The sequence below is a fragment of the Chitinophaga rupis genome (assembly GCF_900109685.1).
In the GTDB taxonomy this organism is placed as follows: domain Bacteria; phylum Bacteroidota; class Bacteroidia; order Chitinophagales; family Chitinophagaceae; genus Chitinophaga; species Chitinophaga rupis.
The window spans coordinates 757,613-784,429 of the sequence record NZ_FOBB01000003.1; the positions used below are offsets into that span (position 1 = coordinate 757,613).

Consider the following 26,817-nt stretch of genomic DNA (forward strand, 5'->3'; position numbering starts at 1 on the left):
TCGTTATAGCTTTGCACATTCTATTCAAACTACCTGCTTTTATATCATGAATCTTTTTGATATTCAACAAAATGAGTTCGTGTCCCGTCACATCGGACCAAATGAATCTGAAACCAACCAGATGCTGGACACCATCGGCGTTCCCTCCCTGGAAGCTTTAGTGGATAAAACCGTACCCGGCAACATCCGCATGCAGCAGCCGCTGGCTATTCCGGCTTCCATGAGTGAAAGCGACTACCTGCGCCACCTGAAAGAGGTTTCACTTAAGAACAAAGTGTTCCGTAACTATATTGGCCAGGGTTATTACGATACCATTACCCCCAGCGTGATATTGCGTAACATTTTTGAAAACCCGGGATGGTATACCCAGTATACCCCTTACCAGGCAGAAATTTCACAGGGCCGTTTGGAAAGCCTGCTGAACTTCCAGACCATGGTAAGCGACCTTACCGGCCTGCCTATTGCTAATGCTTCCCTGCTGGATGAGGCAACCGCTGCAGCAGAAGCCATGACCATGTTCTTCAACGCGCTGAACCGCGATCATGATCACCTGACCCGGCCTAAATTTTTTGTAGATAACAACGTATTCCCGCAAACCAAAGATGTAGTGCTTACCCGCGCCACCCCATTGGATATTGAAGTGGTGTACGGCGATTATAAAACCGCCCAGCCGGATGATTCCTATTTTGGCGCCCTGCTGCAATATCCCAATGACCTGGGTGCAGTAGAGGATTACCGCTCCTTTATTGAAAAGGTACATGCTGCCGGCGCTTATGTAGCCATGGCTACCGACCTGCTGGCGCTTACCCTGCTTACCCCTCCCGGTGAGCTGGGTGCGGATGCAGCCCTGGGATCGGCCCAGCGTTTTGGCGTACCCTTAGGCTTTGGCGGCCCGCACGCTGCTTTTTTTGCCGTGAAGGATGATTTTAAACGCGCTATTCCCGGCCGTATCATTGGCGTAAGTATTGACGCCCAGGGCAACCGCGCGCTGCGCATGGCCCTGCAAACCCGCGAGCAGCACATTAAACGCGAAAAAGCTACTTCCAATATCTGTACCGCCCAGGCATTGCTGGCCAATATGGCCGCCATGTATGCAGTGTTCCATGGCCCGCAGGGCTTAGAGCGCATTGCTACCCGCACAGCGCTGCTGGCCAATACCATAGCAGAAAAGCTGCAGGCCAAAGGCATAATCGTACAGCACAAACACTTCTTTGATACCCTGGTAGTAAAAGCACCTGCTGAAAGCATTAAACCAAAAGCAGAACAGGCAGGCATTAACTTCCGCTACTTTGGCGCTGATACCGTTGGTATTGCGCTGGATGAAACAACTACCATCCAGGATGTGAACGACATTCTGCAGCTATTTGATGCCGGCCAGGTAACTGCTAAGAGCATTACAGCAAAAGCAGCGGCTATACCGGCTTCCCTGGCACGTACCTCTCCTTACCTGCTGCACCCGGTGTTTAACACGCACCACAGCGAAACAGAGATGATGCGTTACATCAAAATGCTGGAGAACAAAGATCTTTCTTTGAACACCTCCATGATCTCCCTGGGGTCCTGCACCATGAAGCTGAATGCTGCTACGGAAATGATGCCCCTTAGCTGGGCACACTGGAGTAAGATCCATCCTTTTGCACCGAAGGATCAAACCGGCGGTTATAAACAGATCACAGAGGAGCTGAGCGAATACCTTTGCCAGATCACTGGTTTTGACGCCTGCAGCCTGCAGCCCAACAGTGGCGCCCAGGGCGAGTATGCCGGCTTGCTGGTGATACGCGCTTACCACGAAAGCCGTAATGAAGGCCATCGCAACATTATGCTCATTCCCATTTCTGCGCACGGTACCAACCCCGCATCTGCAGTAATGGCGGGCTTTAAGGTAGTAGTAGTAAAAGCGCTGGAAAACGGATATATAGATGTAGATGATCTGAAAGCCAAAGCACAGGCGCATGCCAATGACCTCGCAGGTATCATGATCACCTATCCTTCAACCTACGGCGTGTATGAAGAAAGTGTAAAAGACATTTGCAGCACCATTCACGAATACGGCGGACAGGTATATATGGACGGCGCCAACATGAACGCACAGGTAGGCTTAACAGCACCGGGCTTAATTGGCGCAGATGTATGCCACCTGAACCTGCACAAAACCTTCGCCATTCCGCATGGCGGTGGTGGTCCCGGTATGGGCCCCATTTGCGTGGGTGAGCACCTGGCAGCTTTCCTGCCCGGCCACGTATCGCTGAATAAAGGCACCGCACAGGCAGTATCTGCAGCTCCTTATGGCTCTGCAAGTATTTTGCTTATCTCTTATGCCTACATCCGTTTGCTGGGCACAGCAGGCGTAAAACAGGCATCTGAATACGCCATCCTCAATGCCAACTACATGAAGGCAAGGCTGGAAAAAGCATATGACATCCTGTATAACGGTAAGAACGGCACCTGCGCGCATGAGTTTATTGTGGACCTGCGTCCCTTTAAAACCAGCGCCGGTATTGAAGCGGAAGATGTGGCCAAACGCCTGATGGACTATGGTTTCCACGCCCCTACCCTGAGCTTCCCTGTGGCTGGTACTATTATGATCGAGCCTACGGAAAGTGAAGATAAAGCTGAGCTGGACCGCTTCTGTGATGCCATGCTGGCCATCCGCGAAGAGATCCGCGCAGTGGAAGAAGGCAAGGCCGACAAACAACATAACATACTGAAAAATGCACCGCATACGCAGTTTGTAATTACTGCCGATGAATGGTCATTTGCCTATAGCCGCCAGCAGGCAGCTTATCCGCTGGAATATGTGAAGGCTAACAAATTCTGGCCTTCCATTAGCCGCGTAAATAACACCTATGGCGACCGTAACCTCATTTGCACCTGCGAGCCGGTGAGCGCTTATGCAGAAGCAGAAGCATAGCTTAATAACGAATTACGGAATTACGAATGATTGCCGCGGTCCTGGATCGCGGCAATCTTTTTTTAGGCATATAAGTAGCTCATAACTAATCAAAAGAGACACGATTAGCCCTAATCCTCACCAGATCAATATCCGGTAGTTATAGATTACATATATTAAATTCTAACAATTAATCGTTATTGATTATATTAGTAACAGAAAAACCTTATTTTATCTATGCAGGATTTCTCTTTTATGACCACAGAAGAGCATTTTCTACTACAGGATGCCCTCAAAAAGAACAAAAAACAGGTAACTAAATTCGTACTGATTGGCCTTGGATTAATGATTGTAGCCGCTGTAGTACCGCAAGTTTATCTTTACACGCACAGCACAGCAGAAGATGCGGATCAATCCCTGTTTTCCTACACCAATGGCTGGTTCTGGCTTTGGATGTTATCTTTTATTGTAGTATTAGTATTTGCATTGATCAAGGTAACAGAGGTGCGTTATTTCACTATTAAACGCGATCTGATGGCTTTACAGAAAGGTACCATGCAGGCGCCGCTGGAAGCCGTGTACCATGAGAACGACGACACGCAAACCAACTTCATGGTAATGCTGCCCAATTCAAAAAGAAAAAGGCTGTTCTACTGGACCCGCGGCGCTTTGAGCGATTACCGCGCAGGCAATGAGGTGGAGATCAGCTACGCCCGGTATTCAAGGGTGATACTGGCGATCAATAAAGTTTAGAAAGGAACGTATTTACAAGGGATGAGACCTGACAGTTTTCAAAAGCTGTCAGGTCTTTAATTATAAAGCCACTCTCCTTTTCCGGTTACATCTTTTAACTGCTATTGTCCCTTATTAAAATAATGCCGGCAACACATCTGGTTGCCGGCAAAAAAATATCCTTTAATCCATCCTGTTTATTAGTAGCCCTGGTTCTGCTTGGGAATACCACCTGCGCCGAGTTCCGGGTTGTTATCTATTTCTGCCTGCGGTATAGGCAGCAGCTCATCGCGGTTAGCACGGAAATATGGTAACGGATCTGTAGTATAATATCCCTTTTTACGCCAGCGTAAAATATCGCGGTTGCGCACTTCTTCATCACCCAGCTCCACTGTTCTTTCATGCATAATAGCTTTTATTACTTCGCTTTTATTGCTGCAGGGGTACTGCGTGGTTGGGTAATGCGGCATTTGTACGCCTGCCCGGTCCCGTACCTGGTTCAGGTAGCCCAGGGCTACTGCCGGTGCGCTGCCCAGCTCTGTTTCACATTCAGCCATCATCAGCAATACATCTGCATAGCGGATAATGCGCTGGTTAATACCTCCGGGCCTGTAGCTGCTGTTGTCTTTATAGATCAGCGTAAACTTGCGCCAGCTGATCTTTTTAGTAACACCGTTCACGACAGAGGAATTCCCGTTCTGCGCAGCGTCTGTTAAAGTGAGGGTGTTGTTAAAGTATTTATCGCCGGTTTGATACACTGTCATTCCAAAGCGCGGATCTGTTTTAGCAGCGCCGGTAGCGGTATTTTCAAATTCGTTTAAAAAACGATTGGAGGGGATCAGGTTACGCCAGGCGATAGGTGAATATTCCTGGTTACGCACAGTGCTTTGCGGTTGCGCATTGGGCTGGTCATCTCCCGTGCCGGCCCAGTTAAAGTTATTATCGCCCCGGTCAAAGAATACGGCTTCAAAAATAGATTCTTTGTTGAACTCATGTTCTTCATCAAAGTTGTAGCTATAGTTTTCTACCAGGCTATAAATGCCTGCGTTCACTACTGCCTGCAAGGCCGTTTTAGCGCTGGCATAATCGCCCTTTTGCATATATACCCTGCCTAACAGTGCATTGGCCGCACCTTTGGTAGCCCGGCCCTGATCCGCTATGGTAGCGGGTAAGGCAGCAGCTGCTTCTGTAAGGTCTTTAATGATCTGTATATATACACTATCTACCGGTTTCCTGGCCTGGAACTGGTCCGCCGCCGTTACCTGTGTGGTATACACCGGCACCGGGCCCCACATAGTCACCAGCTCAAAATAAGCCCAGCCGCGGAGGAACTTTGCTTCTCCTACACAACGGTCGCGCAGCGCTGTATTGTCGGTAATATTGGGGCCATTGTCAATGACCGTATTGGAGCGGTGTATCACGGTGTATAAACCATTCCATACGCTGTTCATCACCGCATTATCTGCCGTGGTGGCTCCATTCAGGATCTGTGCCCTTGGTACTTCCAGCTGCCCACCACCGGAGCTTACATCATCGCTACGCAGGTCATTCAGGAAAAACCATTCCCGGCCAACCAGTGAACCGGAGTGAAAAATAGCATAAATGGCATTGGTACCGCTTAACAGTTCTGCACTGTTCTTAAAATAGGTATCCAGCGTAGGGTGGCTGGGGTCTGTTTTTTCCAGCTGTTTGTTACAGGCCAGGATCGTCATACCTCCCACCAGCATCACACCCACTAATAATTTATGAAGATTTGAATATTGCATACTGATACTTTTAAAATTCAGGTAACATTAAAAACCTACTTGCACACCCACCTGGAATGATCTTGCTGCAGGATATTGCCCGTAGTCAATACCATTGGTAAGCGTATTATTCTTGGAACCTATTTCAGGATCCCAACCCTTATAACCCGTAAACGTTAACAGGTTTTGTGATGACACATACACTCTGAAGCTGCTGATAGCGCCCCTGGTTAAGGATTGCAGGCGGGTGCCGGGAAGAGTGTAGCCCAGTATTACATTCTTTAACCGTAAATAAGAGCCATTTTCCACCCAGCGGGTAGATGGGCGTACATTCTGGTTAGGATCACCACTAATGGCACGCGGCACATCCGTATTGGTATGTGCAGGCGTCCACGCATCCAGTACGGTAGTGCTGGAGTTAAACAGGCGCGCCATCCCTTCTGTGATCACTCTGGCGGCATTGAATATTTTGTTACCCTGCACTCCCTGGAAAAAGAATGACAGGTCAAAATTCTTATAGTTAGCGCCCAGGTTCAGCGCATAGGTAAAATCAGGAATGTAGCTGCCCAGGAAGGTGCGGTCTGCATCTGTGATCTTACCATCGCCGTTCAGGTCTTTGAATTTCAGGTCGCCGGCAGCTGTACCCGGGTTTTGTACGGGGCTGCGCCGAACCTCATCGGCACTCTGGAAAATACCTTCCACCACATAACCATAATAGGATTGAATAGGCTGCCCCGCCGCGGTGCGGGTAATGGCCGCACCACCGCCAAAATCGCCATCACCGCCATTATCAATGGTAGCATTGGGAGTATTTAGCTTTAACACTTTATTGGTAATAAAAGTAATATTACCGGTAGCGTTCCAGTTAAAGTCGCCTTTGGTTTTGTTGTAGCTGGCCTGCAGCTCCACTCCTTTATTTTCCATGGAGGCGGCATTAAGGTATACGCCCGTACCATTAAAACCAAAGGAGGCCGGCGTGGGAATATTTAATATCAGGTTATCAGTTTTACGCCTGAAATATTCTGCAGATAATGTAATACGGTTATCCAGCAAACCCAGGTCCAGTCCTATGTTGGTTTGTTTAGTTTTTTCCCAGTTCAGGTTTATATTGCTTAACGTGTTGTAATAAGTGGCATTACCTGTAGTGTTGTTATTATTGAAAGGGTAAGTAGCGCCATTGGCAAACACCACTACCTGCCAGGGATAATATTTGCTGGCAGAATAGAATGCATTGCTGGCATCCAGCCCGGTTTCCCCATAACCGGCCCTTAATTTTAATTCAGAAATAGCGGGTATACCTTTCATAAAAGACTCCTGATCTATACGCCAGCCTACGGATACTGCAGGGAAGGTGGCATACTTTTTACCAGGCGCCCAAATGGACAATCCGTCCCGGCGGATGGCCGCGCTTAACAGGTATTTTTCCGCATACTCGTAGCTCACACGGCCAATGTAAGATACCAGCAGGTTCTCTGCCCGTATGGATTTAAAGCTAACGTTACTGGCCCCGTCAAAGGTTTCTACATCGTTAGAGGACTGGTTGCCGGAGCTGTTCTCCTGGTAGTATTTAGTGCCCTGTGTTTCAAACACGCCTACGGCATTCAGGTGATGTTTATTGAATGTTTTATCAAAGGTTAGCTGCTGTGTGTACAATGTAGTGGCGGTACTGCTGCGCAGGTCCGTGATAGTAGCTACTGCAGTACTTCTTCCCTTATCATTAAAGAGCGGTGCAAACTGATGCTGCGCCAGGTTGGCATAATCCACTCCAAAAGTGGAACGGAATTTTAACCACTTGGCCAGGTTAATTTCCAGGTAGGCAGTACCTAATAGCTTAAAGGTTTTGTTATGCGCATTACCCAGCAGCAGCGCATCTTCTACCGGATTGGTAGGGTCTGCGCCGTCCACACTGTTCTCTGCCCCGCGGAAACCGCCCAGCGTGGTGGGGTCATATACAGGCAGGTAAGGCGGGCTGCGTACCACATTTACCAGGCGGGTACGGTTACCGGAGGTATTGTCATAACGTTGATCGGAGTACGAAAAATACAGGTTCTCACCAAATGTGAATAGCTTGCTGATGTTGTGATCAGAATTAATGCGGAAGTTACCGCGCTCATAATTCACACCCTGTGCAATACCATCCTGCTTAAAGTAACCGGCAGAAGAATAAAAGCGCGATCTTTCATTACCACCGCCTACGGATATATTGTGCTGGGTAATAATACCGCTCTTAAAATAGGCATCCTGCCAATCTGTATTGGTTTGCGCAAAGGTTTGACTGGCGCCGTCGTAAATAGGCTGACTAAAGTTGGCATCCTCCAGACGGGGTGGTTTGGCAATGCCCGCAGCACCGTTCAGCGCTCTTTCATATTGCAGGTATTGCTGCGTGTTCAGCAGGTCTATTTTTTTCCAGGGGCTTTGTGTGCCTACGTAAGAATCCAGCGCTACCCGCAGGCGGTTGTCGCGTTTCCCTTTTTTGGTAGAGATCATAATCACACCATTGGTAGCGCGGGAGCCATAAATAGCGGCGGCACTGGCATCTTTCAACACTTCTATAGACTCAATATCACGGCTGTCAAAATTGGAAAGGTTACCGGTAGGAAAACCATCTATTACATATAAAGGATCAGAGTTAAAGCTGATAGAGCTGATACCACGTATGCGCACAATAGGCGAAGTACCCGGTGTGCCGTTATTGGTTACCGCCAGGCCTGATACCCTTCCCTGCAAGGCCTGTTCCACACTGGCTACCGGCAGCTCTGCAATAGTTTTGGAATTTACAGAAGCAATAGCGCCTGTGAGCGTGCTTCTTTTTTGTGTGCCGTAGCCAACTACCACTACTTGTTCTAACAGAGCAACATCGGGCTGTAGCTGTATATTAAGTGTACGTTCAACACCTATTTTTATAGCGTGCACTTTATAGCCTATCATGGTGAACTCTAAAGTTTCACCGACATCCACGCTAATAGAAAAGCTGCCATTAGGCCCGGTGGTAGTGCCGCGGGAAGTGCCTTTTACCTGTATGGAAACGCCTCCCAATGGTACGCCCGTTTCATCCGTTACCTTACCCGTTATCACTTTAGCCATGTACAAATCAGGCAATACTTTATTGGCATCCAGGTTCAGAGCCAGCATTTGCCCGGCCCCCTCTCCTTTCTGCGAAAGCACTATCTGCTCACCGGATACATGGTAACTAATGTTAAGGGGATCCAGTAACTGGTCCAGCACCTCTCCCAGCCGCTGGTTGTGGGCCGTGAGCGATACTCTTTTATTTGCGGGTACCTTTTGTGCGCTGTACACAAATTTTATTTCCGCCAGCTTGCTGATCTGGCTTAATATGGTTTTAACCGGCTGCTGTTCTGCAACCAGGTTAATCTTCCTGTCCAGCACCTCCTGGCCACTGGTAGTTTTTGCATATAACACTCCTGTAAGACAGTTTACAAGTAGTAATGGAAGTAGCCCTATCTTCATCAAATAGCGGGTTGTCAAGGAAACGGGAGCCCTTTTTTTCATAACTTTGGAATGTTTAATTAAAGCAATCAGTTTTAATGAACACCTGCCCTGGATGTTAGCGCAGCAGGGCAATTCGGGGAGCCGGCATTGTTTACAGCAATACCGGTTCCTTATTTTAAAACAGGTCAGATCTTATAGGGCTTGTTGGATCCCGGACAATGTTTATTTCAGACCGGAATGGCATGAGCGGTTTAAAACGTACTGAAGAACGTTGTTGGATAACAAGCCTGTAATATCTTATGGTTTAGTTGACTTTATTTTAATTACACCCACTGGCCTGTACCACTACCTGCCCATCAATTACCTCATATGTAGCGCCTATGGCCCGGCATACAAGCTCCAGTTTGCGGTAGAATGTTTCATTCCGCAGGTCGGCCGTTACGGTGCAGTGTTTCAGCAGCTCATTGTCGTACACAATGCTAATGTCATACGCTTTGGCAATGGTGCTGAAAACCTTTTCCAGCGGCGCATCTTCATACACCATATTTCTATCCGCAGCAGCAGGCACTATCATTACAGGATTATCCAGCAGCACCTTTTGGAATTTCTGTGCTGCTTTTGCATATACCAGCCGCTGGTTAGAGGCCAGTATCACCTCACCGGGCTGGTTTGCCGCCGTCCTGGTAGCGGGCGATCCATCGGCCATGGTGTACACGCTTACCTTACCGGTCCTCACTATTACCTGTATCGTCGTATCGCTTTCAAAAGAGCGGATGTTAAAGCTGGTACCCAGTACCTTGGTCACAATATCATTGGAGAATACACGGAAGGGCCGGTTGGGCATACGTGTTACACTAAAAAATGCTTCTCCGCTTAGGTAAATATCGCGCGTACCTGCGCTGTCAAAGTTCCGGGCATAGCCAATACGGCTGTCCGGCGCCAGTTCAATGCTGCTGCCATCCGGCAGTGTAAGGTGCATAGGCATGTCAGAATTATTCTTTTTCTCTACCAGCTTCCTGTCGGCCGTAAGGGCGGCATAGGAATAAGGTGAGATAGATGCCCCGGGTAAGAACATCTTATAAGAAAAGCCTGCTACAGCCAGTAATACTAATATAACCGCCGCTGCATACCACCCTATCTTATAGGTACGGGTGATCGATGCGGGTTGTTCATGTTGCTCCCGTATGGTTTGCATCAGCCGTTCAACCTCATGGGTTACCACAGGCGCCGGTACCGCTGTTTGTGTGGTTTTTAAAGATTCCAGTATACGCCGGGCTTCTGCTATTACCAGGTGCTTGCCGGGGTGCTGCTGCAGCCACTGGTCCCAGAAAGCCTCGTCCTCCTCACGCTTTTCGTATACCCAGCGTATGAAATCTTCGTCCAGCACAAAATCAGTAATATCATACAACCGGAAGTCTTTCATATCTATAAAGTTCCCGGAACCTGGCCGTTCTACTGTAAAAAAGGAAAATATTTTTTTGAAGAGGGATTAACGGGCTACAAACTCAGTATGCCACAGGTTACGCAGCTTCTGAATGGTTTCGTGCAGCAGGTTATATACTGACTGGCGGCTGATGCCCATTAGCTCTGCAATCTGCTCATGGTCCAGGTGCTGATAAAACTTCAGGTAGATCACCTCCTGCTGGCGTTTGGATAGCTGGGAAAGGGTACGTTTCAGCTTAGCAGCTTTTTCTTCAGATACCTGCTGATCTATGATCAGCTTTTCAATAGAAAACTCGTAAGAGAAATTATAAGCGGCCTGCAGATGTACCGGGCTGGCTTTTCGGTTATTATAATAAAGCGCCTTCAGCACCTTGTTCTTTACCGCCCGCAACAGGTAATACCTGATTGACAGGATAGCTGTAGCGCTATCACGCCTTTGCCACAGGCTGATAAACACTTCCTGGATACAATCCTTGATCATGGATTCATCGGGCGACAAACGGGCTGCATAATTATAAAGGTCCGTATAATACTGCTTCATGAGCAAGGCAAGCACCTGTTCATTGTTGCATTGCAGTTGTTGCAGCCAATAACTCTCTACCTGCGAAAGATCTTCTTTCATTGGCTAATTGTTCATAACGTAATAACCAAATTTAAGCATATTATGCAAATTATGACTGGATGCTACATTTTTCTATAGGCTTTCCCTTACCTTCTTAGGCAGGCTGGCCACTACCAGGTTATAAGAATCTTTAATCCACTCATACAGCAGCTTGTCTGAAATACCACCGCCATGGGTAACCACCGTGTTCCAGTGCTTTTTATTCATATGGTAGCCGGGTGTTACGCCATCATAGCGCTCCCGCAGCTCTACGGCATTTTCAGGATCGCACTTCAGGTTCACACTTTCAAATGCATTAATATCCGTTAAGGCAAACAGCTTTCCCATTACCTTATACACCAGGGTATCCGGGCCAAATGGAAATTCTTCTGTTACACCTTTCAGGCTAAGACAATATTCGCGGAACTGTTCAATATGCATATTACTAATTTACGATTTTAGAGCTGATGGAAAAATAGATCCACCCATCAATTAACAGGAAAACCAAAGGTCAAAAATTGTAAATTCAGCGCTTTAATCAAAATCTAAACCTTTTACACTTATGAGCAGACAGCTGTGGCTGGCCCTTGCCATCCTCCTTTTATTTCCGGCTTTTGCAAAAGCTATCAATGAAGACTCCCTGTGGGTGTATGAACATTATACCAAAAAAGAGGTGTACATCCCCATGCGGGACGGTAAGCGACTGTTCGCTTCCGTTTATCTTCCGAAAGATAACAGTGAAAAACACCCGGTGCTTATGACCCGCACGCCTTACAGCTGCGCACCTTATGGTGAGGATAAGTTCCGGCCCTTCTGGAAAAGCTATGTGCTGCAATACATGAAAGAGGGTTATATTTTTGTGATAGAGGACGTGAGAGGCCGGTGGATGAGTGAAGGCACTTTTATGGATGTACGCCCCTTTAACCCAAACAAAAAAGGTAAAAATGATATTGATGAAGCCAGCGATACCTATGACACCATAGACTGGCTTGTAAAGAACCTGGCCAATAATAACGGCAAGGTGGGCGTGTTCGGCATCTCTTACCCCGGGTTTTATAGTACCATGGCAGCTTTGAGCGGCCACCCTGCCTTAAAGGCGGTAAGCCCCCAAGCCCCGGTAACAGACTGGTTCCAGGGCGATGACTTTCATCATAACGGCGCTTTTTTTGTAATGGATGGATTCTCTTTTTACACTTCCTTTGGCAAACCACGCCCCCAGCCTACTACCGTGGAGCCAACCGATTTTGATTATTACACGCATGACAACTATAAATTCTATTTAGAGACAGGCTCCCTTAAGAACCTGGCCCGCTTGATGGGCGATAGCATTGCTTTCTGGAAAGACCTGTACGCACATCCAAACCTGGATGAATGGTGGAAAGCCCGTAATATACGCACGCACCTCAAAAACGTACAGCCGGCCATGTTAGAAGTAGGCGGTGTATTTGATGCAGAAGATTGTTTCGGCGCATGGAACACTTATAAAGCCATTGAAAAACAAAGCACCGGCACTAACAACCGTATTGTAATGGGACCCTGGTACCACGGGCAATGGGCGTCTAAAGACGGTACACATTTAGGCAATGTGCAGTTTGACAGCAATACCGCCGAATGGTACCAGCAGAACGTGGAGATACCCTTTTTTAATTATTACCTGAAAAACAAAGGCGCTGAGCCAAAGATTGCAGAAGCCACCATTTTTTTCACCGGCGAAAATCAATGGAAGCAATTACCGCAATGGCCGCCGGCCGGTATGCAGGCCCAACCCATTTTCCTGCAGGCCAATGGCAGGCTGGCTTTCACCAAACCCGCCAGCGCTAATAGCTTCAGTGAATACGTGAGCGATCCTGCTAAACCGGTACCTTATACAGAGGATGTACATTTTTCCCGCACCATTAATTACATGACGGACGATCAGCGTTTTGCCGCACGCCGCCCGGATGTGCTGGTGTTTGAAACGGATTCTTTAACGGAAGATGTTACCCTTGCCGGCCCGCTGCAGGCAGACCTGGTAGTAAGCACCACCGGTACAGATGCGGATTTTGTAGTAAAGCTGATCGATGTATTCCCGGATGATTTTAAATACGAAGAATCAGCAGCCAGCGAACATCGCCGGGTGCCCTCTTCCACCTATCCCATGGGTGGTTACCAGATGCTGGTACGTGGAGAAATTATGCGGGGCAAGTTCCGCAACAGCTTTGAAAAACCGGAACCTTTTGAACCCGGTAAACCTACTCCGGTAAAATTCAGCATGCCGGATGTAGCGCATACTTTTAAGAAAGGCCACAAGATCATGGTGCAGGTGCAAAGCAGCTGGTTCCCGCTGGTAGACCGTAACCCGCAAAAGTTTACAAATATTTACACCTGTGACGATAAAGATTTTCAGAAGGCTACCATTCGTATTTACCATGACGCGGAACATGCTTCCAGTGTGCAGCTGCCCGTAGTAAAATGAATAATTAAGAATGAATAATTAATAGAAAAGCGCTGGTGTAGCCAATAGCACCAGCGCTTTTCTAATTATCTGCCTTATTTTTCCCAGTGCAGCATTTCTACATACCCGGTAGGCTGCACGCTCATGTAGCCTGAAAAAGGATAGTCCAGGATAACGATCAGGTACATCACAATACCAATAAAAGACCCCAGCAGGGCGCCCAGCAGCACATGCAGCCTGATGTTCTCTATGTCCAGCATCATAGTGAATATCATTACAATTAAACCGCCTAACAATAAAGGGATCCACATTTCAATTGGTATGCCGGAACCGGCATCCAGCTGGCGTAAGCTGCGGTTGGTAGCCAGCTCATTTAAATGACGGAAGATCTCTGCAGAACGGGTATTTAAAGCCGGTGTTTGCGGGTTCATTTGCTCAATTACCTGGAACAGGTCGTCAAAGGCTTTTCTACTGCTGGCCGGCATCGGCTCCAGGCGGGCCATAGCAGGATATTCATCCTGTATTACAGTTTCAATAAAGTGCCGGTATACCTTTTTTACTTTGCGGGCGTCCAGCGTATCAGGATAATATTGAATATCACGGTACAGGCCTTTAGCTACACTAAACTCCATGTTGGCATGCTGGCCGGCATCATTAAAGCCATCCCACACCAAAAAAACCACAAAGGCCAGTAAAAGGCTGTATAAACCGCCGGCACAGGAAAATACATTACCGGTAACTTCATTGTGCGATTGCAATATGCGCATACGTACATATTTGCGGAAAAGATAAGTGCTGCCGGCCCCGGTAGCGGCAAAGAAAACGATCATGAGTACCAGCAATAAAAGCGGTGGAACGCCCAGCAGGGTATAGGACAATTGCATACGATAGTTAGATTAAGAGGGATAAAATAATTAATGATCAATTTGGCTATTTCGAGACCGGTAAATTACGAAAAAAGGGGGTAGGAGCACTTTTTTTAACAACCACACGTTATAGGTACTGAGCGGTACCGTAAGTAGCTATACGGCCGCTACCGCAGCTTATTCATTATTAATTCATTATTCCTTATCTTACTGCCTATATTTTAAAATTATGATCAGAAAATTCCTATTCCTGGGGGCGCTGGGCCTGGTAAGCTTCCAGGGCTTTGCACAAACAACCGCAAAGGCGAAACCTAAACCTAAAATGGCAACAGCCGCACCTGCTGCCTTAAAAACCAAACTGGATTCTGTGAGTTATGCCATTGGACAGGATATTGGCAACAGCCTGAAAGCACAGGGCCTGGATAACCTGAACACCACTTTGCTGATGAAGGCTATACAGGATGCCACCAAGAATCAAAAGCCATTATTAACAAAAGAACAATGTGATATGAGTATCAGTGATTATTTACAGAAACTGAAAGGCGAGAAATCTGCCAAGAATAAAGAAGCCGGCGAGCAATTCCTGGCTGCTAATAAAACCAAACCCGGCGTGGTAACCCTGCCCGATGGTTTGCAATACCAGATCTTAAAAGAAGGTACCGGCCCTAAGCCTACGGCTGCAGATAAGGTAAAAACGCATTACCACGGCACCCTGATAGACGGTACTGTATTTGACAGCTCTGTGGAAAGAGGACAGCCGGTGAGCTTCCCCGTAGGTGGGGTAATTAAAGGCTGGACAGAGGCACTGCAGCTGATGCCTGTAGGCTCTAAATGGCGCTTATTCATCCCCGCCGATCTGGCCTATGGCGACCGCCAGGCAGGCCCTAAAATTGGCCCCGGCAGCACGTTGATATTTGATGTGGAGCTGCTGGAGATAGAACAGAATTAATGTGCAGATATGCTAAAATGCAAATGTGCAGATGAGTTGAATAACTTATCTGCACATTTTATTTAAGGGCAATACAATTGCATATTAAAAGATCCGCTTCACCCGCTGTTCCAGCAGCATCAGATCTGCCAGTACCATAGCGGTTACGGATTCCAGCACTACGGGTACGCGCAAGGCAATACACAGGTCATGACGGCCTTTTACGCTAAAGCTCTCTACTTCCCCGCTTTTAATATTTAAGGTGTGCTGCTCTTTAGGTGTGCTGCTGGTAGGTTTTACCGCTACGCGGAATACCAGGGGATTACCATTGGTAATACCGCCTACTACGCCCCCAGCATGGTTGGTGGCTGTTTTGCCGGTAGCATCTAAAATGGGATCGTTATGTTCCAGGCCTTTCATGCGGGCAGCGGCAAAGCCGGCGCCAAACTCAATACCTTTAATAGCCGGTATAGAAAAAGCTGCATGTGCAATGCAGGATTCTACAGAGTCAAAAAAGGGTTCGCCCAGGCCAATAGGCAGGCCATCCACCACACACTCCACAATGCCGCCTACAGAATCTTTGGCGGCAATGGCAGCTTCCAGACCTTCTTCCGGATCAGCATACCCGCCTACTTCTTTTAAAGCAGCTGTTACCGTAATGTTGCTGCCTAAGATCTTTTTAGCAATAACACCGGCCGCTACCAGATTCAGGGTTAAACGGCCGCTGAAATGCCCACCACCGCGGTAATCTTCAAAGCCACCGAATTTCTGCGTAGCCACAAAATCGGCATGGCCCGGGCGGGGAAACTCGCGCAGCTTTTCATAATCTGCGCTGCGGGTATTATTGTTCTCAAATAAAATGGTAATGGGTGCGCCGGTAGTACGGTCGTTGAACACACCGGATTTAATGAATGGCAGGTCTTCCTCTTTCCGTGGAGTAGTGCCCCGGGCGCCGCCTTTACGCCGCTCCAGGTCCGGCAAAAAATCTTCCTGCTGTAAGGGAATACCTGCCGGCACTCCATCAATATTTACGCCCACACTGGCGCCATGTGATTCGCCAAAAACATTTACCCGGAATATTCGTCCAAAACCATTCATTACAATCTGATTTATAAGCGTAAGGAAAACATGCCTTCCCTGTTCAACCGCCCCTTAATTATTAATTCTTAATTTTTAATTCTTCGCTACGAACTGCTGCGCCGATCTTCTGCAAATGTTCGAAAAATTCAGGATAGGATTTGTTAATCGCTTCTGCATTTTCAATGCTTACCGGCTTATCGGCTGTTAAAGCAGCTACTGCACAGGCCATAGCAATACGGTGATCGTTATGGGAATGTACGTGTGCACCTTTAATGCCGGTACCGCCATAGACCAGCATATCATCGCCCTGCAGGTCAATACGGATGCCCATTTTGCCAAACTCCTGCTGCAGAGTAATACCACGGTCGCTTTCTTTATGCGCCAAGCGGCTTACGCCTTTTATTTTCGTAGTGCCTTTACAGTTAGCAGCCAAAGCTACCAGCGGCGGAAACAGATCCGGGCAATCTGTGGCATCAAATTCAAATGCTTCCAGCTTACCTTTTTCTACTATGATGGTAAAAACGCCCGGCAGCATGTGTGCGCCTGCTTTTTCCAGCGCTTCCAGGATGGCTTTATCGGATTGTGCAGACTGTGTGTTCAGGTGGTGTACTTCTGCCTTACCGGCTACTGCTGCTGCTACCAGTAAAAAGGCGGCGCCGCTCCAATCCCCCTCTACGGTATATTCACCGGCGCGGTAAGTTTGTTTCTTTCCAAAATGAAAAGTTTCAAAGTTGTGCTGCTCCACCTTTACGCCAAACTGCTCCATCAGCTGCAGCGTAAGCGCAATGTAAGGTTTGCTTTTCAGGTCTGTTACGGTAATCGTGGCATCTTCTGCTACTGCACCAAAGGCCATTAACAGGCCGGTGAGGAACTGTGAGCTGAGTGAGCCATCAATCGTAATATTCTTTGGCTGTAAAGGGCCTTTGATGTGTAAAGGCAGCTTACCCTGGCGGGTGCTGCATTCCACGCCCAGCTGCGGCAGCACGGCTTCAAAGAAATCCATAGGCCGCGTGGTGAGGCTGCCATGCCCTTCAATGGTAATGGCAATATCTGCCAGCGCTGCAATGGGTGTAAACATGCGGATGCCTAAACCGGATTCCCCGCAGTTAATGCTGTCATAAAAAGGTTTTACGCCATTGCTGGTGATCTCTATATCTTCTGCTTCGCGCTTTATTTTGGCGCCCAGGTTTTCGGCTACTTCCAGTGCTGCCAGGCAATCATTGCTTAAGCCGGGGTTATGGATAACCGTTTTCCCCTTGCTTAGCAAAGCCGCTGCCACAGCACGCTGCATAGCGCTTTTTGATGGGTTGGCAGTAACGGTGCCTTTTATTTCACCTGGTGATACGATGACTTGCATATTTTTCCTTTTTGATGGCGGAAGCAACAGCGGCTGCTTCCTGTTTACAGTTCTTGCAACAATTGTTTCAGCTGCTCAATAGGTACCGGTTTTGTTACGGCTTTGCCAAGGGATTCCAGCAGCACAAAGTGGATCACATCTTTCTCGCGTTTTTTATCCAGCTTAAAAATGTCAAATACTTTATCCTTGTTGGAGGTAAGCGTTACCGGCAGCTGGTAGTCGTTCACTAAGCGCATCAGGCGGTTGGTTTCCTCTGCCGGCAGGCCGCTTAGCTTTTCCGATATTTTGGCAGCAGCTATCATTCCAATGGCTACTGCTTTGCCATGCGCTATGTTCTCAATCTTTTCCACGGCATGTCCCAGCGTATGGCCAAAGTTAAGGAAGCGGCGTATCCCTGTTTCAAACTCATCTTCCTGCACCACTTTGGTTTTCAGCTCGACAGAACGTTCTACCAGGTGTTCAAGAATATCTACGTTGCGCTCCAAGGCTTTATCACGGTTCTCTTCCAGGAAGTTGAACAGGTCTGCATCCAGTATGCAGGCATACTTAATGATCTCTGCAAAACCATTATGCCACTCCTCATCCGGCATGGTGGCCGGCAAGGTGTAATCAAACAAAATGAATTGCGGCTGGTTAATGGTGCCCAGCAGGTTCTTGTGGTGGCCATGGCTAATGCCGTTCTTACCACCCAAAGAAGCATCTACCTGCGCTAACAGCGTAGAAGGCACAAAACCAAACGGAATGCCCCGCATGTAAATGCTGGCAGCAAACCCCGTAAGGTCTGTGAGCATCCCCCCGCCAATACCTACCAGCATAGTTTTGCGATCGGCTTCCAGCTCTATGAGCCCGTTCACGATCTGCTGCACTACCTCCATGCTCTTGTTCTCTTCCCCATCGGGTATCACCAGCTTTTTCCAGCCGGGTAACCGTTGTCCATGAAATTGATCTACGTTTTCGTCCATCACCAAAATGGTCCTGGACATATCCACATAATTACCCAGTTGTGTAAGTTGCTCACCCAGGTAATAGGTGGTAGTGCTTTGCTGGAATTGGTATTTGAGTGTTTTCATATGTTTGATTGAGCGGAAAGCAGAAAGCCAAAAGCAGAAAGCCGATCGCTTTATGCTTTATGCTTTGCGCTTTTAGCTTTACGCCTTGTGATCGTCATTCATTACACGGTTCTGGCGGTTAATGGATTCCAGGTGCACGGCATCAAAGTATTTCAGGATGAAATCTTTGGTAAGGCCCAGCTTATCACCCTTTTTGATGCTGCGGTCCAGGATCTCGTTCCAGCGGTTGGTTTGCAGAATGGTGATGTTGTTCTCTTTCTTGTACATCCCTATTTTCTCTGCTACCTTCATACGGTTGCCTAACAGCAGCATGATCTCATCATCTATCTGGTTGATCTGCGCACGCAGTTTTTCCAGGGCAGTATTGAAATCCTTCTGGTCGGTACGCTCATGACGCCATACAATACCATCCAGTATTTCAGCCAGTCTTTCCGGTGTTACCTGCTGTTTGGCATCGCTCCATGCATTATCAGGATCCACGTGTGTTTCCAGCATCAGACCATCGTAATCCAGGTCCACTGCTTCCTGCGCAATTTCCTGCAGAATATCGCGGCGGCCGCCAATGTGGCTGGGATCACAGATCATGGGCAAACCGGGCATACGGCGTTTCAGCTCAATAGGCAGATGCCACATGGGTGCGTTACGGTATTCAGTATTGCCATAGCTGGAGAAACCACGGTGTATTAAACCTACTTTGGTAATACCTGCTTTCTGGATACGTTCTACTGCACCAATCCACAGCTCCAGGTCAGGGTTAATGGGATTTTTGATCAGCACTGTAGTATCCACACCTTTCAACGCATCAGCTACTTCCTGCACAGAGAAAGGATTTACAGTGGTACGGGCGCCTACCCACAGAATGTCTACCCCGAAATGCAGCGCATCTTCCACCTGTTTACCGGTAGCTACTTCTATAGCAACCGGCATGCCGGTTAGCTCCTTGGCTTTTTGTAACCAGGGCAACCCCTTGGTGCCAATACCTTCAAAAGAACCGGGACGTGTACGCGGTTTCCAGATACCGGCGCGTAATACATCTACCTTACCGGTTTTAGCCAGCGCCAGCGCAGTGGCCAGCGTTTGTTCTTCTGTTTCTGCGCTGCAGGGCCCTGAAATGATCAGCGGCTTTTTGTCAGATGACGGGTCAGCGAATTTCGTTTTTGCTAAGATCTGTTCCATGTGTGTGTTTTTGGCTAAACGCTGAAGGCTTAATGCTGAACGCTGTTTGTGTTATTTGCCAAGCCTTTGCGCTTACGGATTTTTTAATTTTTGTTTATGTTAGTGCCACTTGCTTTTGCGTGAAGCGTTCAGCATGCAGCGTTTTGCTTATTTTAAAATCTTTCTGATCTTATTTGATTTCTGGATCAGCTTATAAAAGGCATCGTAATCTTCTTCTTCCAGCAGCTGTTTCATTTGCTGCAGCTGATGAATATGTTCATCCAGCACATCCAGCACATTATTACGGTTATGTTTGAAGATAGGCACCCACATATCCGGTGAGCTTTTTGCCAAACGTACGGTTGATTCAAAACCACCGCTGGCCAGCTCAAAGATCCGCCCCTGCTCTTTTTCCTTCTTTAACACTGTAAGCGCCAAAGCAAAGGAGGTGATGTGGGAGATATGGGATACATAGGCCGTGTGCAGGTCGTGCTCCTCAGCATTCATATACACCAGGCGCATTTGTAAAGCATCTACCAGCGTTTCTATTATTTCCAGCGCATCTTCATCACTGTTCTTTACATCACACAACACCATAGTGCGGTTAGTAAACAAATTGGGTATAGCTGCTTCCGGCCCGGAATACTCCGTGCCGGCCATGGGATGGGCCGCTACAAAACGACCTCTGTTGGGATGACCGGCAACGAGTTCTAAGATTTTTTTCTTGGTAGATCCCACATCCATGATCACATGTTGTGGCTGTACTTTATCCAGCATGGCGGGCAGCAGCTGCATTAATGCATCTACCGGTATGGCCAGTATAATTAACTGCGCCTGCTGCATAGCTTCATCCAGGGTGGCCGCTGCATCAATAAGCTTTAAGTCCAGCGCTTTTTTTATGTTCTGCTCCTGCTGGTCCACGCCGATCACCCGGCTGGCCATACCCTTCTCTTTCAGGCTAATTGCCAGTGATCCTCCGATTAATCCTACACCTATTATAGCTACGACCATGTTTTACCTTTTGCTTTTTACTTTTTTACTTTTTCCTTGATCCGGTCAATGGCTTCCTGGAACACGGCTTCGTCTTTGCACAGGCTTACGCGGATGTAGTTGTTACCGTTACTGCCAAAGATGCCGCCGGGAGTGATGAATACATGTGCCTTTTGCAGTATTTCATCTGTAATGGTATAACCGTCTTTTGCACCAGCTGGTATCTTAGCCCATACAAACAGGCCTACCTGTTTGGTATCGAAAGTGCAGCCCAGCAGCTCCAGCAGCTCAAATACTTTTTTGCGGCGGCCGCGGTAAATGGTGTTCAGCTCATTATACCAGTCCTGCCCCAGCTCCAGCGCTTTTACAGCAGCCATTTGCACAGGCTGGAACATACCGGAATCCATATTGCTTTTAAAACGCAGCACTTCATTGATCCAGGCAGCCTTACCAACCAGCATGCCTACACGCCAGCCGGCCATATTGGATGATTTGCTGAGTGAATTCAGCTCCAGCACCACATCTCTGGCCCCTTCTACCTGCAACAGGCTTTCGGGTTTATCGTTCAGGATAAAGCTGTACGGGTTATCATGGCAAATGAGGATGTTATGCTTTTTTGCAAACGCTATTAATGCTTTTGCAAAGTTAGTATTAGTAACTGCGCCGGTAGGCATATGCGGGTAGTTCACCCACATCAGCTTTACCTTGCTCAGGTCTTTTTTGGATAAAGCATCCAGGTCAGGCAGCCAGCTATTTTTTTCTTCCAGGTCGTAATCCACTACGGTAGCGCCACTCAGCTGCACGGCAGAGCGGTAGGTGGGATAACCGGGATTAGGCACCAGGGCTTCATCCCCTTCCTGCAGATAGGTCATGCAAATATGCATGATACCTTCTTTGGAACCTATCAGCGGCAGCACTTCCGTATCTGCATCCAGGCTTACGCCGTAAAAACGGTTATACCAGTTAGCCATGGCTGTGCGCAGGGCCGGTATGCCTTTGTAACCCTGGTAGGCATGGGTATTAGGCTTTTGCGCATACTCATTTAAAGCGGCAATTACAGAAGCATGCGGCGGCAGGTCCGGGCTGCCAATGCCCAGGTTAATAACGCTGGCGCCGGCCTTGTTCATCTCGTCTATTTCGCGCAGCTTTTTTGAAAAGTAATACTCTTCTGTATGCTGTAATCTTTTGGCTACCTGTATGTTCATAAATTAATGCGTTATTCCTTTTTTATAAACACCTAACACCTTCAGGTGTTCGGTTAATGGCGTAATGTGTTCCAGGCCTTTGTTAAACAGGTCCAGGCTTTCAAATTCCATATCCGCGTGAAAGTAGTAGGTCCACTCTTTGGCTGGTATGGGAAAAGACTGCAGCTTGGACAGGTTAATGCCGGCATCTGCAATTTTAGTAAGCACCTTTGCCAGGCTTCCCCTGTCATGGGAGGTTTGGAAGTATACTGATGCTTTGTTGGCATCCGGCTCCGGGGCAGTACCATTGCGGGAAATAGCCAGGAAACGGGTATAATTATTTTTAGCAGTATGAATGTTGGGAGCAATAATATCCAGCCCAAACAGGTCGGCAGCCAGCTTACCTGCAATGGCAGCGGTGCTTTTCAGCTTTTTCTGTGCTACGTGTTTGGCGCTGAGGGCTGTATCTTCTGTTTCCACCAGCTTAATATGCGGGTACTTTTCCAGGAAATCCATGCATTGCAGCAATGCCATAGGATGGGAATGTACTTCGCGTATATCCTCCAGCGTTTGGCCGGGCAATACCATCAGCTGTTGTTTGATCTGCAGGTATACTTCCCCGTTAATGTGCAGGCCTGAGTTCTTCAGCAGGCTGTAATTCGGTAAAATGCTGCCTGCAATAGAGTTCTCGATGGCCATTACACCTGCATCTACACCGGGTTGTTGTTTTACTTTTCTTACCAGCTCCGCAAAGGAAGCGCAGCACTCCACCGTTGTTTGCTTACCGTAATAACTCTGTGCCGCTATCTGGTGAAAAGATCCTTCAAAACCCTGTATTGCTATATTCATCGTTGTATAATTGCTGTTGTTATGTTGTTTTGTATATGGCCATAAAAAAAGGGCCCCGGAGGAGCCGGGACCCTTTTTTTGTAACTGGTTTATATTTTTTTAGTTATTACAAAAGAGTCCCGGCCTTCTCCACGTAAAAGAAGAAAAAGAAAAAGTAGTAAAAGTAAAAACCGGAACGACGCTGTAACATTGCTATTATTTTAAATAAGAAAGGCCTCCATTTTCAGGAGGCCCTTTTGCTAGTTTCTTTTATATTTTGATACTTACAAACGACCTCCTATTTCCGGAACCAGAAATAATAAAAACCATAAAAGTATCCAAAGGTCGCAGTGCGTATCATATTGTATGATTGTTTGCCCGACAAAAATACACCGTGCTTTTTATTATCCAAGCACCGGCACTAAAAATTACATTTTATTCAATAAAAGAGAGCAAAAGGCAGTTTTCATTCAAAAAAACAAGCAGAAAAGGGCATGGTTTAGGAGGAAATGGCTTTTATAAGTGCGTAGAAAACAGATAGTTGTATTAGCAATTATTTTTGAATGGGGGTTGTTGGTCCATGGTCCATAGTCGATGGTCCATTGCCTGCTGCAAGAAGATGGGTCGTAAATGGAAGGTAAGTTTCCAGCTGTCTTGCCCTGTAAATACTTAAAGGCTATGGACTATGAACCATCGACCACGGACTACTGCGTGGAGGTGGGTCTTAAATGGAAAGGCAGGCTTCTCAGCTGCCTTATCCCGTAATACTTTAATGTGTTAAAGAAATGGACTATGAACCATCGACCATTGCCTACTACATGGAGGCTGTTAATAAAGGGAAGGCATGCTTTCCAGCGGCCGGCCCAATTACGCAGCACTTATAATGCGCCAATGCTATGGGTATGGGCCCTGGACCAGGGCGCGGTACTAAATAGAAAAGCAGGCTTCCCATCCACCTGCCTTATCCCGTAATACCTATAAATGCGCTAAAGGCCACGGACTATGGACCATCGACTATGGACTATCAACCAACAATCCACAAAAAAAACCGTCCCGCGGTTAGCGGAACGGCCTTTTTATAGAAACCTTTTTTGCTTACTTAATTATTTCATTTTGCTAGTGTCAGCAGCAACTGAATCAACAGCTTGTTTAGCTGAATCAGCAACAGCGTTAACAGCAGAATCAGCAGAAGCAGCAGTAGAATCGATAGATTCAGTTGCAGCGTTTGCAGTAGAATCAGTAGTTTCAGAACCGGTACCGGAACCGCAAGCTGTTACAAATAAACCGAAAGCCAGTGCTAAGAAGCTAATTTTCAGAATGTTTTTCATCGTACAATGATTTTAAGGTTTTGGAAATATTTCTTCTTTATACCCGGTTCGGAAAAAGGTAACCCATCTTTTAAAAAAAATTTTTTTTGCTACTTTGGGTTACCAAAAGCACATAATAGTATTAAATAAGTGAGTGACCATCTAAACATAGCAAGGGACAGAGAATTACTGCAAGGATTGGCCCGTAATGACGACAAATCGCTGGAAATCATTTATTTGGAGAATTTTCCGGTGATCCTGAGAATGGTGCAGCAGAATAACGGGTCAGATGATGACGCCAAAGATCTTTTCCAGGAGGCAATGATCATATTATATGAAAAGGTGCAGCAGGGCGATTTTGACCTGTACAGCAAGCTAAAAACCTTTTTATATGCCGTATGCCGGCGCCTGTGGCTGAAAAAATTACAGGGTAATACCTGGATCGGGCTTTCCGACCACATCGAGGAAACCCTGCCGCTGGAAGATACCATGGAGGAACATGAAAAAAGGGACGAGCAGTTCCGCATCATGCAAAAATCCATGGGCAGCCTTGGAGAGCCCTGTAAAACCCTGTTAGCTGATTACTACCTGCATAAACGATCCATGCAGGACATTGCAGAAAAGTTTGGCTACACCAACGCGGAAAACGCCAAGAACCAGAAGTATAAATGCCTCATGCGGCTTAAAAAGCTGTTCTTTGACCAATATAACGATACCAAGTAACCAATTAATACATCCACATCATTAAAACTATAAAGGAGCGGTGATGAAAGATCAGATACAATTATTACAGGAAATAGAAAGCTACCTGGAAGGGCAGCTCAGCGATGCTGAAAGGGCATCTTTTGAGGCGCGCCGCCAGGCCGACCCTGTGCTGAACGCACAGGTAGAGGAGCAGCAGCTATTCCTGCAAACTTTACAACAATACGGCCGCCGCACAGAGCTGCAGCAGCAAATGGACCGTATCCACGAACATATAGCCACCCCAAAGCCTGCTAACGTAGTGCCTATACGTAAAAGCACCTCGTACCCCCGCAGGCGTACCATCACCAATCTGGCTGCAGCAGCCTGTATAGCGCTGGTAACCTCCCTGAGCACCATTGCCATTATGCAAAGGGCTGCCAAACAAAAAACTACCGCACAATATGAGGATGTAAGAAGGGTGCTGAATAATATTCAACGCTCCCAGAATGCGCTGATCAATAATATGAACAGCACCAGCAAAAAAGCACCGGCTAACCCCGGCACTTACGGCGGTACCGGTTTTGCCATCTCAACCAACGGTTATATTATTACCAACTATCACGTAGTACAGGGCGCCGATTCATTATACGTACAGAATAACAAAGGCGAGGCTTACAAAGCCACCAGCATTTTTGAAGATATATCCAGCGACCTGGCCATTCTTAAAATAGCTGACAGCACTTTTAAGAGCCAGCCCCTGCCCTACCAGCTGAAACCGCAGCCGGTGAACCTGGGTGAAGAAGTATTTACCATGGGCTACCCGCGGGATGAAATTGTGTATGGTAAAGGTTACATCAGCGCACAAACAGGCTTTAACGGGGATACGGTAGCCTACCAGGTATCCATTCCGGTGAACCCCGGTAACAGCGGCGCTCCGCTGATGGATAGCGAAGGCAACATAGTAGGTATTATTACCGGCAAACAAACTACCTCAGACGGAATTGCCTTTGCAGTGAAATCAGCCCATCTGAAACGCCTGCTGGATGAAATGCCAAAGGAAAAGCTACCCCGCCGGGAATGGACCCGCAAAAGCGCTCACCTGGAAAGCATGAGCCGTATAGACCAGATCAAGAAGCTGGAAGATTTTGTGTATATGGTGAAGGTGTATAATTAATGTGCCGCTGAGCTTAAAATGACAATTGGCCTTAGATTAAATACAAAGGCTACACTCTTAAAATAGTGTAGCCTTTTTTTATTGTTTATGTGTGCCACATGTGGCACACTTTTATTTCTTCCATCCCCGGTACTTATCCGTGATCCAGTAGATCAGGTCTTCCTGGCGCATCATACGCATGGCGTCATAGCTGGGGTAATTATCGTGCATAAAGTGCTGCAGGGAATCGCCTTTAAGGCCGGTAACCTGGCTTACCAGCAGCGGTGTATAACGGGAATCTATATACTTTTCTTCCTCTGCCTTTGCATATATTTCCTTGAACTTTCTTTTTTGTTTTTCCTTACGGGAATAGCGGGTAAAAGGACTAAAGGTGAGTCCAAAACCTTGCGGGGTATTACCGCCGGCCAGAGGTTTATTTGCTTTATCCAGTATGAACCCGTATTGCTCGCGGCGGGCTATGGAATCCGCCTGGTAAGGCGTGTACTTGGCGGTTACTTCTACGCTGTGCAACATCTTGTTCTCTACCTCCAGCTGTATATTCTGTGTAACCGTAGCGTTAGTAGATGCTTCTACCACCAAACTATCTGTTCTGTAACCAATAAAAGTAAAAAGGATCAGGTCATGGGGTTTAACGTTTATGCGGTAAAAGCCGCCCTGGTCTGTAGTAGCTCTTTTGCCCGTAGTTTTGTTGATAATGGAGGCATAGGGTAATACCAGGTTGTTATCCTTGTCCGTTAACTGACCGGTAAGGGTGATCTGGGACTGGGCCCTCACCTGCTGCACCGCCAGCAGCATAACACTACAAAGTAATAATGCGCTGAGGTATTTGATTGTATACATATTAATTGGTTTCAGAAAGGTCATATTAAGAGGCAAGTATATGCTAAACAAAGTAAGTA

At 47.3% G+C, this 26,817-nt stretch carries 21 protein-coding genes; 6 read left to right on the forward strand and 15 right to left on the reverse strand.

Annotated features, from left to right (window positions below; genetic code table 11):
• The first annotated feature begins 46 nt into the window (after positions 1 to 46).
• Together gcvP and BMZ54_RS16180 are read left to right on the forward strand one after the other, a co-directional pair.
• Positions 47 to 2,911 carry an aminomethyl-transferring glycine dehydrogenase gene (gcvP, locus tag BMZ54_RS16175; RefSeq protein ID WP_089913707.1) on the forward strand — a complete coding sequence of 955 codons (2,865 nt, stop codon included), beginning with the start codon at positions 47 to 49 and terminating at the stop codon, positions 2,909 to 2,911.
• A 216-nt stretch (positions 2,912 to 3,127) separates the two neighbouring features.
• Positions 3,128 to 3,643, forward strand: a complete 516-nt coding sequence (locus tag BMZ54_RS16180; protein ID WP_089913711.1) for a hypothetical protein — start codon at positions 3,128 to 3,130, stop codon at positions 3,641 to 3,643.
• A gap of 179 nt (positions 3,644 to 3,822) precedes the next feature.
• On the opposite strand, the gene BMZ54_RS16185 is transcribed toward BMZ54_RS16180, so the two are convergent.
• From BMZ54_RS16185 to BMZ54_RS16205, 5 genes are all read right to left on the reverse strand, one after another.
• Positions 3,823 to 5,388, reverse strand: coding sequence for a RagB/SusD family nutrient uptake outer membrane protein (locus BMZ54_RS16185; protein WP_089913713.1), 1,566 nt, complete (start codon positions 5,386 to 5,388; stop codon positions 3,823 to 3,825).
• Positions 5,389 to 5,415: 27 nt separating this feature from the next.
• The gene (locus BMZ54_RS16190) at positions 5,416 to 8,787 is read right to left on the reverse strand and encodes a TonB-dependent receptor (protein ID WP_238386596.1); all 3,372 of its coding nucleotides are present in this window, start codon (positions 8,785 to 8,787) and stop codon (positions 5,416 to 5,418) included.
• Between the two features lie 349 nt (positions 8,788 to 9,136).
• Positions 9,137 to 10,240: a FecR family protein gene (locus BMZ54_RS16195; RefSeq protein ID WP_089913719.1), complete on the reverse strand. Its 1,104-nt coding sequence runs from the start codon at positions 10,238 to 10,240 to the stop codon at positions 9,137 to 9,139.
• Between the two features lie 66 nt (positions 10,241 to 10,306).
• Entirely contained in the window at positions 10,307 to 10,882 is a 576-nt protein-coding gene (locus tag BMZ54_RS16200; RefSeq protein WP_089913721.1) for an RNA polymerase sigma factor, read from the reverse strand.
• Between the two features lie 72 nt (positions 10,883 to 10,954).
• Positions 10,955 to 11,302: an MmcQ/YjbR family DNA-binding protein gene (locus BMZ54_RS16205; protein WP_089913723.1), complete on the reverse strand. Its 348-nt coding sequence runs from the start codon at positions 11,300 to 11,302 to the stop codon at positions 10,955 to 10,957.
• A gap of 121 nt (positions 11,303 to 11,423) precedes the next feature.
• Between BMZ54_RS16205 and BMZ54_RS16210 the strand changes: the two genes are divergently transcribed.
• Complete coding sequence (locus BMZ54_RS16210; RefSeq protein WP_089913726.1) at positions 11,424 to 13,316, forward strand: CocE/NonD family hydrolase; 1,893 nt, start codon at positions 11,424 to 11,426, stop codon at positions 13,314 to 13,316.
• 74 nt (positions 13,317 to 13,390) lie between these two features.
• On the opposite strand, the gene BMZ54_RS16215 is transcribed toward BMZ54_RS16210, so the two are convergent.
• Positions 13,391 to 14,179: a bestrophin-like domain gene (locus tag BMZ54_RS16215; protein WP_089913730.1), complete on the reverse strand. Its 789-nt coding sequence runs from the start codon at positions 14,177 to 14,179 to the stop codon at positions 13,391 to 13,393.
• A gap of 211 nt (positions 14,180 to 14,390) precedes the next feature.
• Between BMZ54_RS16215 and BMZ54_RS16220 the strand changes: the two genes are divergently transcribed.
• The gene (locus BMZ54_RS16220) at positions 14,391 to 15,110 is read left to right on the forward strand and encodes a BamJ family beta-barrel-assembly machinery protein (RefSeq protein ID WP_089913733.1); all 720 of its coding nucleotides are present in this window, start codon (positions 14,391 to 14,393) and stop codon (positions 15,108 to 15,110) included.
• 84 nt (positions 15,111 to 15,194) lie between these two features.
• Here BMZ54_RS16220 and BMZ54_RS16225 read toward each other — a convergent pair whose 3' ends face one another.
• From BMZ54_RS16225 to BMZ54_RS16260, 8 genes are all read right to left on the reverse strand, one after another.
• Positions 15,195 to 16,187, reverse strand: coding sequence for a chorismate synthase (locus BMZ54_RS16225; RefSeq protein ID WP_089913736.1), 993 nt, complete (start codon positions 16,185 to 16,187; stop codon positions 15,195 to 15,197).
• 61 nt (positions 16,188 to 16,248) lie between these two features.
• Positions 16,249 to 17,526 (reverse strand): 3-phosphoshikimate 1-carboxyvinyltransferase, encoded by a 1,278-nt coding sequence (aroA, locus tag BMZ54_RS16230; protein ID WP_089913738.1) that lies wholly within the window; start codon positions 17,524 to 17,526, stop codon positions 16,249 to 16,251.
• Between the two features lie 44 nt (positions 17,527 to 17,570).
• On the reverse strand, positions 17,571 to 18,596 hold the full coding sequence (gene aroB / locus BMZ54_RS16235; RefSeq protein ID WP_089913741.1) for a 3-dehydroquinate synthase: 1,026 nt from the start codon (positions 18,594 to 18,596) through the stop codon (positions 17,571 to 17,573).
• A gap of 78 nt (positions 18,597 to 18,674) precedes the next feature.
• Positions 18,675 to 19,772 carry a chorismate mutase gene (locus BMZ54_RS16240; RefSeq protein WP_089913743.1) on the reverse strand — a complete coding sequence of 366 codons (1,098 nt, stop codon included), beginning with the start codon at positions 19,770 to 19,772 and terminating at the stop codon, positions 18,675 to 18,677.
• Positions 19,773 to 19,919: 147 nt separating this feature from the next.
• Positions 19,920 to 20,762, reverse strand: coding sequence for a prephenate dehydrogenase (locus tag BMZ54_RS16245; protein ID WP_089913746.1), 843 nt, complete (start codon positions 20,760 to 20,762; stop codon positions 19,920 to 19,922).
• 17 nt (positions 20,763 to 20,779) lie between these two features.
• On the reverse strand, positions 20,780 to 21,946 hold the full coding sequence (locus tag BMZ54_RS16250) for a pyridoxal phosphate-dependent aminotransferase (protein WP_089913749.1): 1,167 nt from the start codon (positions 21,944 to 21,946) through the stop codon (positions 20,780 to 20,782).
• A gap of 3 nt (positions 21,947 to 21,949) precedes the next feature.
• On the reverse strand, positions 21,950 to 22,774 hold the full coding sequence (locus BMZ54_RS16255) for a prephenate dehydratase (RefSeq protein WP_089913752.1): 825 nt from the start codon (positions 22,772 to 22,774) through the stop codon (positions 21,950 to 21,952).
• Positions 22,775 to 23,856: 1,082 nt separating this feature from the next.
• The gene (locus BMZ54_RS16260) at positions 23,857 to 24,081 is read right to left on the reverse strand and encodes a hypothetical protein (protein WP_089913755.1); all 225 of its coding nucleotides are present in this window, start codon (positions 24,079 to 24,081) and stop codon (positions 23,857 to 23,859) included.
• A gap of 129 nt (positions 24,082 to 24,210) precedes the next feature.
• On the opposite strand from BMZ54_RS16260, the gene BMZ54_RS16265 reads away from it, so the two are divergent.
• Both BMZ54_RS16265 and BMZ54_RS16270 read left to right on the forward strand, forming a co-directional pair.
• A complete protein-coding gene (locus BMZ54_RS16265; RefSeq protein ID WP_089913758.1) occupies positions 24,211 to 24,783 on the forward strand; it encodes an RNA polymerase sigma factor in 573 nt (190 codons plus the stop codon).
• A 43-nt stretch (positions 24,784 to 24,826) separates the two neighbouring features.
• The gene (locus BMZ54_RS16270; protein WP_089913761.1) at positions 24,827 to 25,918 is read left to right on the forward strand and encodes a S1 family peptidase; all 1,092 of its coding nucleotides are present in this window, start codon (positions 24,827 to 24,829) and stop codon (positions 25,916 to 25,918) included.
• Positions 25,919 to 26,029: 111 nt separating this feature from the next.
• Here the strand turns inward: BMZ54_RS16270 and BMZ54_RS16275 are convergent, their stop codons facing one another.
• Positions 26,030 to 26,758 (reverse strand): carboxypeptidase-like regulatory domain-containing protein, encoded by a 729-nt coding sequence (locus BMZ54_RS16275; protein WP_162277560.1) that lies wholly within the window; start codon positions 26,756 to 26,758, stop codon positions 26,030 to 26,032.
• Positions 26,759 to 26,817 lie beyond the last annotated feature (59 nt).

Bases quoted from the DNA above. Each gene is read 5' to 3' on its own strand.
- BMZ54_RS16200 (WP_089913721.1), bottom strand. From the start codon at position 10,882: ATGAAAGAAGATCTTTCGCAGGTAGAGAGTTATTGGCTGCAACAACTG.
- BMZ54_RS16215 (WP_089913730.1), bottom strand. From the start codon at position 14,179: ATGCAATTGTCCTATACCCTGCTGGGCGTTCCACCGCTTTTATTGCTG.
- BMZ54_RS16195 (WP_089913719.1), bottom strand. From the start codon at position 10,240: ATGAAAGACTTCCGGTTGTATGATATTACTGATTTTGTGCTGGACGAA.
- gcvP (WP_089913707.1), top strand. From the start codon at position 47: ATGAATCTTTTTGATATTCAACAAAATGAGTTCGTGTCCCGTCACATC.
- BMZ54_RS16225 (WP_089913736.1), bottom strand. From the start codon at position 16,187: ATGAATGGTTTTGGACGAATATTCCGGGTAAATGTTTTTGGCGAATCA.
- BMZ54_RS16255 (WP_089913752.1), bottom strand. From the start codon at position 22,774: ATGAATATAGCAATACAGGGTTTTGAAGGATCTTTTCACCAGATAGCG.
- BMZ54_RS16185 (WP_089913713.1), bottom strand. From the start codon at position 5,388: ATGCAATATTCAAATCTTCATAAATTATTAGTGGGTGTGATGCTGGTG.
- BMZ54_RS16260 (WP_089913755.1), bottom strand. From the start codon at position 24,081: ATGAAAAACATTCTGAAAATTAGCTTCTTAGCACTGGCTTTCGGTTTA.
- BMZ54_RS16270 (WP_089913761.1), top strand. From the start codon at position 24,827: ATGAAAGATCAGATACAATTATTACAGGAAATAGAAAGCTACCTGGAA.
- BMZ54_RS16210 (WP_089913726.1), top strand. From the start codon at position 11,424: ATGAGCAGACAGCTGTGGCTGGCCCTTGCCATCCTCCTTTTATTTCCG.
- aroB (WP_089913741.1), bottom strand. From the start codon at position 18,596: ATGAAAACACTCAAATACCAATTCCAGCAAAGCACTACCACCTATTAC.
- BMZ54_RS16180 (WP_089913711.1), top strand. From the start codon at position 3,128: ATGCAGGATTTCTCTTTTATGACCACAGAAGAGCATTTTCTACTACAG.
- BMZ54_RS16275 (WP_162277560.1), bottom strand. From the start codon at position 26,758: ATGTATACAATCAAATACCTCAGCGCATTATTACTTTGTAGTGTTATG.
- BMZ54_RS16245 (WP_089913746.1), bottom strand. From the start codon at position 20,762: ATGGTCGTAGCTATAATAGGTGTAGGATTAATCGGAGGATCACTGGCA.
- BMZ54_RS16250 (WP_089913749.1), bottom strand. From the start codon at position 21,946: ATGAACATACAGGTAGCCAAAAGATTACAGCATACAGAAGAGTATTAC.
- BMZ54_RS16220 (WP_089913733.1), top strand. From the start codon at position 14,391: ATGATCAGAAAATTCCTATTCCTGGGGGCGCTGGGCCTGGTAAGCTTC.
- BMZ54_RS16240 (WP_089913743.1), bottom strand. From the start codon at position 19,772: ATGGAACAGATCTTAGCAAAAACGAAATTCGCTGACCCGTCATCTGAC.
- BMZ54_RS16205 (WP_089913723.1), bottom strand. From the start codon at position 11,302: ATGCATATTGAACAGTTCCGCGAATATTGTCTTAGCCTGAAAGGTGTA.
- aroA (WP_089913738.1), bottom strand. From the start codon at position 17,526: ATGCAAGTCATCGTATCACCAGGTGAAATAAAAGGCACCGTTACTGCC.